We start from the raw sequence: 8,797 nt of genomic DNA, 5'->3' as shown, positions 1-8,797 counted from the left end.
AGTAGGCGACGGCGTCGTTCCAGCTGACGTGCACGACGGGGTGGTCGCCGAGACCGTCGAGCGACGAATCGCGTCCGCCCGGGTGGCGCCAGTCGGCTCCGCTCACGCCGAACCACCACGGGGTCTGCGGCGGAGATCCGACGATGTCGTCCTCGGGAGCGGCGAGCGCGAGGTGGAACACGGCTGAGAACCCGAACGTCTCCGACTCGGACGCGTACCCGGTGTCGTCGACGAAACGGGCGAAGTCGTCGTTCGTCACGGTCGTCGCATCGATCGAATACTCCGGCATCGTCACGGGATGCCGCGGCACCTCGCCATCACCGGGATTGCGGTCGCCGGACGAGTCTCCCATTGTGAAAGCACCCTGCGGGACGACCGCCTGTTCGACATCGTGCCGAGCCGTCTGCGACGCCCGCACCGGCTGGTCGGACGGCATCCCGATGGTCAGGAACTGGTCGCGCCCCGGCGCGCCGCACGTGCAGGAGGGCCCGCAGTTCTCAGCTGACGACTGCGTCATATGCCGTTCTCCTCATACTCAGATTCCGGACCGCGCCGTGATCACGCCGACTCGCGCACGACCAGTTCGGTCGGCAGGATCGTGACCGCCGGCGGCTCGCTGCCAGCCAGGCGGGACAACAGCACCTCTGCCATCGTCTCACCCATCGCGTACATGGGCTGGCGAACGGTCGTGAGCGGCGGATCCGTGCTCAGCGCGACCTGCGAGTCATCGAAGCCGACGACCGCGACGTCATCCGGCACGCGAAGCCCCTCGGCGCGCAGCGCCCGGAGTGCTCCGCGCGCCATCAGGTCACTCGCCGCGAAGATCGCATCAGGTCGGTCGCCCGCGAGCATTCGCCGCGCAGCATCCATCCCGCTCTCCTCCGTGTAGTCGCCCTCATCCTCGGCGCAGGGCGAGAGCCCGGCATCCGCCAGCGCACCATGGAATCCCTGCAGACGATCGAGAGAGGCGAGCATCGTCGTCGGCCCGGTGATGGTCGCGATGCGCGTGCGCCCGGTGTCGATGAGATGCTGCGTCGCCATGCGCGCGGCGGCGGTGTTGTCGACGTCGACGACGTACTCGCTCGGGCGCTGATGCGGTGGGCGGCCGCCCCACACGACCGGAACCGCGTCGGCGATGCGCTCCACGAACGCGTCACTGGTGTGGTGCGAGACGATCAGCGCGCCATCGACACCGCCGTTTCTCACGAAACTCGTCATCTTCTCGCCCGGGTCGTCGCTGGCGATCAGCAGGTTCAGCAGATAATCCGACCCTCCCAGCGCCCCGGTGATCCCCGCGACGATCGACGCGAAGAACGGATCGCCGAAGAAGCGCGTGGTGTCCTCGGGAACGACCAGGGCGATGGCGTTCGTCTGTCGCGATGCCAGCGAGCGCGCGGCACGGTTCGGCACGTAGCTCAGCTCGGCGATCGCGGCCTGGACGGCCTGCAGCGCCGCGGGGCTCACGGCCGTCGACCCGTTCACCACCCGCGACACGGTCGACCGGGAGACACCGGCGGCGACCGCCACCTCTTCGATGGTCGCGCGTGCGGACACGGCTCTCCTTTCTGCCGCCGTTCCGATGCTGTCAGAGGGCCGATGCTGTCAGAGAGAGCGTGCGGCGATGATCCGAGCGTACTCGTGACCGCTGTCCTTGACCGTGCGCTGCTGGGTGTCGTAGTCGACGCGCACGATCCCGAAGCGCTTGTCGTACCCCCACGCCCACTCGAAGTTGTCCATCAGCGACCAGTAGAAGAAGCCGCGGACGTCGACGCCGGCATCCGCAGCATCCAACACGGCATCCAGGTGGGCGCGCAGGAAGTCGGTGCGGCCGGCATCGTGCACCTGGCCGTCGGCTGCGACCACATCGTCGAAGGCGGCGCCGTTCTCGGTGACGTAGAGGGTCACACCGCGCTCGGCCGTGTAGTCGTCGGACAGGCGGTGCAGCAGGCGCGTGAGCCCCTCGGGCTGGATCTCCCAGTTCTGCGCGGTGCGCGCGAGGCCGCGCTCGACGGCATGGATGCCGGCACTTGACGGATAGGGGCTGCGCCCCTTGCGCTCAGTGGCCGGCACGTCGGCTACGGGCGCTTGCGCCGTACCCGCGAGCAGGTCGCCGTGGTAGTAGTTGACACCCTGCGTATCGAGCGGCTGCGAGATCGTCTCGAGGTCGCCGTCGTGGATGGCGGACTCGAACTGCGCCACAGCATCCGCATCGACCGCCCGGATGTCTTCGACGATGTCGGCCGGGTACTCGCCGCGGTAGACGGGGTCGAGGAACCAACGGTTGAACTGGCCGTCGACGCGGCGCGCAGCATCCACATCTGCCGGGTTCTGCGGATCGGCGGGATCGGCGACCGTGTGATTCAGCGTGATGCCGAGGTTGAGGCTCGCATCGCGGGAGCGCAGTTCGCGGATCGTCTCGCCGTGCGCGAGCAGCTGGTGGTGCGCGGCGAGCAGCCCTTCGGCGATACTCATGTGGCCGGGGGCGTGCTCGCCGCCGGTGTACGAGAGGAACGACGAGCACCACGGCTCGTTCAGTGTGGTCCACACGGTGACCCGGTCGCCGAGGGCGTCGTGCATGGTGCCGGCGTACTCGAGGAAGCGGTCGACGACGTCGCGGTTGGTCCAGCCACCGTTCTCCTGCAGCGCCTGCGGCATGTCCCAGTGGTACAACGTCAGCCACGGCAGGATGTCGGCATCGAGCAGCTCATCGACGAGACGCTTGTAGAAGTCGACGCCTGCGGGGTTGACCGCTCCCCCATCCGGACGCACGCGCGACCACGACGTCGAGAATCGGTAGGTCTGCAGCCCGAGACGCTCCATGAGCGCGACGTCGTCGCGGTAGCGGTGGTAATGATCGCACGCGACATCCCCGTTCTCCCCGCCGATGACGGCTCCGGGAACGCGGGCGAAGGCATCCCAGACCGACGCCGTCCGGCCGTCTTCGAAGGCCGCACCCTCGATCTGGTAGGCGGCGGTGGCTGCGCCGAAGAGGAAGCTCTCGGGGAAGGAGCGGGTCATAGCGGTCATCCTTTCACCGCGCCCGCCATGATGCCACTGACCAGCTGCCTTCCCGCGACCACGAAGAGGACGAGAAGCGGCAGAGTCGCGAGCACCGCGCCGGTGAGCACGATCGAGTAGTCGACGTAGTAGCCGGACTGCAGCTGGCTGAGCGCCGTCTGCAGCGTGGGGTTCTGCGGGGACAGCACGATCAGCGGCCACAGGTAATCGGTCCACGCCGTCATGAAGGTGAACAGTCCGAGGATCGCCATCGCCGGGCGCGCTGCGGGCAGGCCCACCGTGAGGAACGTGCGGAACTGGTTCGCGCCATCCATGCGCGCAGCCTCGATGAGCTCGTCGGGTATGACATCGACGAGGTACTGCCGCATGAAGAACACTCCGAACGCGGTGACCAGCGTCGGCACGATGACCGCGCCGATCGATCCGGTCCAGCCGAGTTCACGCATGACCATGAACAACGGGATGATGCCCAGCTGGGTCGGGATCGCCATCGTCGCGATGACGAAGACCATCAGTCCGTCGCGCCCCCTGAAGCGCAGCTTCGCGAAGGCATAGCCGGCGAGAGTGGAGAAGGTCACGACCGAGATCGTGATGACCGCCGAGATGATCACGGAGTTCCCCAGCGCCAACCAGAACGGGATGGCATCGAACACCTTGGCGGCGTTGGCGAAGAAGTTCCCGCCCGGAATCATGGGGAGCGTCTCACCACGGGTGGAGTTCGTGCCGCTGGCGACCACGACCGACCACCACAGCGGATACACGCTGCCGATGATGAACGCGGCCAGCAGCCCGTAGGTGAGGAAGCCCGGGCGGCTGCCGACACCGGCGGTGCCGCCGGCGCTCCTGCGGCGACGGATCTTCTCCGGAACACTGAGTGCCTGCGTCGCGGTCATCGCTGTGCTCCTGTCTCGGCCTGGTTCTTTCGGGTGCGGCGCCGGACCGCTCGGGTCTTCGGCGCATCGCCGGTGGAGATCCGCCGGGTGAGCACGAAGTTGATCACGCCGATCGCCACGATGAGCAGGAACAGCAGAATCGCTACGGCGGATGCTTCGCCGAGATTTCGGCGGAAGAACGCCATCTCCCACAGGAACAGCACCGTGGTCTGGAACTGCCGGTCACTGCCGCCGATGCCGCCCGCCGTGGATACGTCGAACAGCCGCGGTTCGGCGAACACTTGCAGTCCGCCGATCGTCGCGGTGATGATCACGAATATGAGCGTGGGCCGAATGGTCGGAATGGTGATCGAGAAGAACCGGCGAATGGGGCCAGCGCCGTCGATAGCGGCCGACTCGTAGAGGTCGCGCGGCACGGCCTGCATCGCGGCGAGCAGGATGAGCGCGTTGTAGCCGGTCCAGCGGAAGTTCACCATCGTGGCGATCGCGATGTGCGAGAGGAAGGTGTTGTGCTTCCACTCCTGATCGACGATGCCGATGAGGTTCAGCAGGTTGTTCGCGAGACCGTCGGCCTCGTTGAAGATGCTCGAGAAGATGATCGCGACGGCGACCGGGGTGACGATGAACGGGATGAGGATGCTCATCCGCCAGAACGTCGGAGCCCGCAGACCGCGATCCAGAAGGTAGGCGATGAGCAGCGCGACAGCGAGCTGCGGGATCGCCGAGAGCAGGAAGATGCTCAGGGTATTGACGATCGAGTTCCAGAACATCGGATCGCCGAGGATCTCGACGAAGTTGCCGAACCCGACGTAGTCGCCTTGCCCCTTGAGCAGGTCCCAGTCGAACACGGCCACGTACACCGTGTACAGCAGCGGGAAGAGGCCGACCAGGCCGAACAGCAGGAAGAACGGCGAGACGTAGAAGTACGGCGATGCCTTCTGATCGAAGCGCGAGACGCGATGGCGGAGTGTCATTGGTACCTGTCTCAGTAAATTCGCTCGCTCCAGGTCGCAGTTTCTGCCGGTATGGCGACGCCGAAGCGGCAGAAACTGCGACCCGAGTGGGGAGGGACTCGTCAGCCGACGAGCTCGTTCAGAAGGCCGATCGCCTCGTCCCAGGCACCCTTCGTGTCGGTCTCGCCGCGGTCCAGGCTGCTCAGCGCCGGGCCGAAGACGTTCTCCTGGATCACCGAGTCATCGGCACCCTTGAACTGTGCGACGACGCCCTTGGCACGCTCGGCGAGGATCGCGCCGGTCGGCGCATCGTTGAACAGCGGGTTCGGCGCCGCAGCGGCCGCGAGCTCCTCCTGCGCCTTGATTGTCGAGGGGAAGTTACCGGCGGCCTCGGACTGCTTGACTTGCTGCTCGGGCTGGGTCAGCCAGTCCGCGAGGGCCGCGGCGGCCTCCTTGTGCTCAGACGTCTCGGGGATCGACAGGAACGCCCCGCCCCAGTTGGCCGCGCCGCCGGGGAACACATCGGCGAAGTCCCACCCGGTCGAGGCGTCGCCGCCGCCGGCTTCAAGCTGACCGGCGATGGTTCCCAGCATCCAGCCCGGGCACACGAAGGTCGCGAAGGTGCCGTCGACGAACGACTTGCCGCCGTTCCAGTCCCACGCCGCCTGTGCGGCCGACTGTCCGCCCTCGGTCGCAGCGCCCAGAAGCTCGAAGCGCTCCTTGAGCTCGGCATTGCCCTCGACATTCAGCTCGCCGTCGCCGGTGTAGTACCCCTCGTCGAGTTGGTTGACCATCGAGTTCCAGACGAATCCGGAGTGGTCGTACCAGGCTTTGCCGGTCGCGGCCGTGTAGTCGGCTCCGACGGCGAAGTAGTTCTCCCAGTCGCCGTCGAGCAGCTCAGCCACCGACTCGCGATCGCTCGGCAGACCCGCAGCTTCGAATGCCGGTCCGTTGTAGCAGATGCCGCTCGGGCCGATGTCGGTGCCGTAGCCGATCACGCGACCCTCGGCGTCGGTGCCCTGCTCGTACTTCCAGTCGACCCAGTCGTCCTTGCGCTCTTCGATGCCGTAGTCGCGCAGGTCGACGAAGGTGTCGGAGACATCCATGATCGCGCCGAGCCAGCCCTCCTCGATCGCGACGACGTCGCTGAGTCCCGAGCCTGCGGCGATCTTGGTGAAGGCGTCGGTGCGGGCGTTTCCACCGGTGTCGATGTTCGACGCCTCGATCGTGACGGCCGGGTGCAGTTCTTCGTACTCCTCGTACAGATCCTCATAGCCGAAGGTGCCGAACGTGGTGACGGTCAGCGTGACGTCGCCGTCGGAGTCGGCGTTGTCGGCCTCGGCTCCTCCTGACGAACAGCCGGCGAGGGCGAGGGCGGAGACGGATGCGACGGCTGCTGTCGCCAGCAGGCGTCGGCGAATTGACGTGCTCACAGTTCACTCCTTTGTGGTGGTGGTGGTGCGTTTGAATGCGTGATTATGGGAGCGCTCCCACAGTCGTTGAGTCACTCTATGGGAGCGCTCCCAAATCTGTCAAGCCACGGTTGCGAGTACCCTTACCCCGTGCCCTCCCGCGAACTGTCCCCCGCCCTCGTCCGCGCCGAATCACTGATCCGCAGCATCCCGGATTACCCCGAGCCCGGCGTGCTCTTCCGCGACATCACGCCCCTACTGGCGGATGCCGCGGCGCTCCGCGCCACCACCGAGGCGATCATCGAGCCCTTCGCCGGGCAGTTCGACGTGATCGCGGGCATCGAGGCGCGCGGATTCCTGATCGCCGGGGCTGCAGCCGTCGCCGCGGGCACCGGCCTGATCCCGATCCGCAAGTCGGGCAAGCTGCCGAGGCCCGCAGCATCCGTCGACTATGTCCTCGAATACGGCACCGCGACGATCGAGATGCACGACGACGTGCCCGCAGGCTCTCGCGTCCTGCTCATCGACGACGTGCTCGCCACCGGTGGGACGCTCGCCGCGGGGCGGCAGCTCATCGAGCGTCTCGGATCCGAGGTCGCGGGCATCTCCGTGCTGTTCGAGATCGAGGGACTCGGCGGGCGCGAGGCGGTCGGCGACCTGCACACGGTCTTCCGCTCCTGACGGAACCGGCCGCCTTACGAACCTTCGGCGCGCGGCGGCTTCGCGAGATCGGGCGGTGCGACGCCGCGGTCGATCGCCAGACGAATGGATGCCGCGGCATGCGCCAGGCTGCTCACCGCGACGAGTTGCCGCGCGCGGGCATCGACGGCGAGCAGCATCCTTCTGGCGACCTCGTCGGGTGAGCCCTCCGGCCGGAGGGCTGTGATGTTTCGACTTGCGAGCGGTTCCAGCGCGTCGGCGTACTCCATCAGCTCGTCGACGTCGTATGCGAGGCCGACCGCCGCAGCCTGCGCCGGCGCATGGGCCAGACCCCGCTCGGCCGCCCCCGGGTACCCACGCCAGTCGCGGCGGCGCATCAGCTCATAGGTGCGCTCGCGGTAGACGTCGTAGTCGGGGTCGGTGCCGACACCCTCCGGGGTTCCGAGCGCGAACGCCTGGCAGGCGTTCATGACGTCCAGGGTCGCCACCCCGTCCGTGTCGATCAGCTCGGTGAGAGAGCGGATCGCGGCGGTCGAGGCGTTGTACGAGTCGCGCATCACGGCGATCAGCCGAGCCCGATCCACATGACGCTGCTCGTACACCGCCGTCGTGCGATTGCGCAGCTGGCCGGCGGGCATGATCCCCACGCGGATCCAGTGCTTGAGAGTCGTCGTACTGACACCGCTCTGAACGGCGAGCTCGCTGAGCTTCACGCATCCACCCCCTGTGAATCCGGCCATTGGAGAGTGGCACGTCATCCCACTCTCCACGATGCAGTTTCTGTGCGTTGACTCTAGCCTGCCTATGCAGGGCTCTTGCCGCTGGGGGAGACAGCGCGGGTGCCGCAATGAGTACGGGCTCTCAATTTGCCCGGACGGATGCACGGGGGGTGCGTTATCCGTCCGGGCAACTCTTCCGGCATCTGGAGGCCGTCCGCGGGCCAGTAGACTGGAGCCGCCCGCCATCCCGCGACTTCCGGAGCCGTTCATGCCCACCATCGTCGTCGACGTCATGCCCAAGTCCGAACTGCTCGACCCTCAGGGCAAGGCCGTTTCCGGTGCGTTCAACCGCCTCGGCGTGGACAGCTTCACCGACGTGCGCATCGGCAAGCGCTTCGAGCTCACTGTCGACGGCGAGATCACCGATGATGTACTCGCCGAAGCCCGCCGCCTGGCCGAGGACGTGCTGTCGAACGCAGTCATCGAAGACGTCGTGGGCATCGAGGTCGTCGAATGACGGTTCGCATCGGCGTCATCACCTGGCCGGGCTCGCTGGATGACCGCGACGCGCAACGCGCCGTCCGTCTCGCCGGGGCCGAGCCGGTCGCGCTGTGGCACGGATCGCACGACCTCGAGGACGTGGATGCACTCGTGTTGCCGGGCGGGTTCAGCTACGGCGACTACCTGCGGTCGGGGGCGATCGCCGCGCTCTCGCCGATCATGGCCGAGGTGCAGGATGCTGCCGAAAAGGGCATGCCCGTGCTCGGCATCTGCAACGGTTTCCAGATGCTCGTCGAGGCGCACCTGCTGCCCGGCGGACTGATCCGCAACGACCACCAGCACTTCGTGCGCCGTGATCAGAAGCTCACGGTCGAGAACTCCGACACCGCCTGGACGAACACGTTCAAGAAGGGGCAGGAGATCGTCATCCCGCTGAAGAACGGCGAGGGCGGCTACATCGCCGACGACGAGACTCTCGACCGGCTCGAGGGCGAGGGGCTCGTGGCCTTCCGCTACGCCGGCGTCAACCCGAACGGTTCGCTGCGCGACATCGCCGGTGTCACGAACGAGGCGGGGAACGTCGTCGGGCTCATGCCGCACCCCGAGCACGCCACCGAGCCGGGTTTCGGCCCGGACACCTC

Annotated in this window: 10 protein-coding genes; 3 read left to right on the top strand and 7 right to left on the bottom strand. The window is 67.1% G+C overall.

What is annotated here, in order from left to right:
- The 6 genes from ACTICP_RS15045 to ACTICP_RS15020 all read right to left on the bottom strand — a co-directional run.
- Nucleotides 1-517: SUMF1/EgtB/PvdO family nonheme iron enzyme (locus tag ACTICP_RS15045; protein ID WP_441893741.1), on the bottom strand; the 517-nt coding region annotated here is incomplete at its 3' end.
- Between the two features lie 41 nt (nucleotides 518-558).
- Complete coding sequence (locus tag ACTICP_RS15040; protein ID WP_441893739.1) at nucleotides 559-1,554, bottom strand: LacI family DNA-binding transcriptional regulator; 996 nt, start codon at nucleotides 1,552-1,554, stop codon at nucleotides 559-561.
- Between the two features lie 48 nt (nucleotides 1,555-1,602).
- Entirely contained in the window at nucleotides 1,603-3,018 is a 1,416-nt protein-coding gene (locus tag ACTICP_RS15035) for a GH1 family beta-glucosidase (protein WP_441893737.1), read from the bottom strand.
- A gap of 5 nt (nucleotides 3,019-3,023) precedes the next feature.
- A complete protein-coding gene (locus ACTICP_RS15030; protein ID WP_441893735.1) occupies nucleotides 3,024-3,911 on the bottom strand; it encodes a carbohydrate ABC transporter permease in 888 nt (295 codons plus the stop codon).
- Nucleotides 3,908-4,885 carry a carbohydrate ABC transporter permease gene (locus ACTICP_RS15025; protein ID WP_441893733.1) on the bottom strand — a complete coding sequence of 326 codons (978 nt, stop codon included), beginning with the start codon at nucleotides 4,883-4,885 and terminating at the stop codon, nucleotides 3,908-3,910. The genes ACTICP_RS15030 and ACTICP_RS15025 overlap by 4 nt, the downstream gene beginning before the upstream one ends.
- Before the next feature lie 101 nt (nucleotides 4,886-4,986).
- Nucleotides 4,987-6,297, bottom strand: a complete 1,311-nt coding sequence (locus ACTICP_RS15020) for an extracellular solute-binding protein (RefSeq protein ID WP_441893731.1) — start codon at nucleotides 6,295-6,297, stop codon at nucleotides 4,987-4,989.
- Between the two features lie 129 nt (nucleotides 6,298-6,426).
- Between ACTICP_RS15020 and ACTICP_RS15015 the strand changes: the two genes are divergently transcribed.
- Nucleotides 6,427-6,957 carry an adenine phosphoribosyltransferase gene (locus tag ACTICP_RS15015; protein ID WP_441893729.1) on the top strand — a complete coding sequence of 177 codons (531 nt, stop codon included), beginning with the start codon at nucleotides 6,427-6,429 and terminating at the stop codon, nucleotides 6,955-6,957.
- A gap of 14 nt (nucleotides 6,958-6,971) precedes the next feature.
- Here the strand turns inward: ACTICP_RS15015 and ACTICP_RS15010 are convergent, their stop codons facing one another.
- On the bottom strand, nucleotides 6,972-7,649 hold the full coding sequence (locus ACTICP_RS15010; protein ID WP_441893727.1) for a MerR family transcriptional regulator: 678 nt from the start codon (nucleotides 7,647-7,649) through the stop codon (nucleotides 6,972-6,974).
- A 274-nt stretch (nucleotides 7,650-7,923) separates the two neighbouring features.
- On the opposite strand from ACTICP_RS15010, the gene purS reads away from it, so the two are divergent.
- Both purS and purQ read left to right on the top strand, forming a co-directional pair.
- A complete protein-coding gene (gene purS / locus ACTICP_RS15005; protein WP_441893725.1) occupies nucleotides 7,924-8,172 on the top strand; it encodes a phosphoribosylformylglycinamidine synthase subunit PurS in 249 nt (82 codons plus the stop codon).
- The coding region (gene purQ / locus ACTICP_RS15000) for a phosphoribosylformylglycinamidine synthase subunit PurQ (protein WP_441893723.1) at nucleotides 8,169-8,797 on the top strand (629 nt) is incomplete at its 3' end. The genes purS and purQ, both read left to right, overlap by 4 nt.

This window comes from Microbacterium sp., assembly GCF_052102115.1.
GTDB lineage: Bacteria > Actinomycetota > Actinomycetes > Actinomycetales > Microbacteriaceae > Microbacterium.
This window is presented reverse-complemented; position numbering and strand designations above follow the sequence as displayed.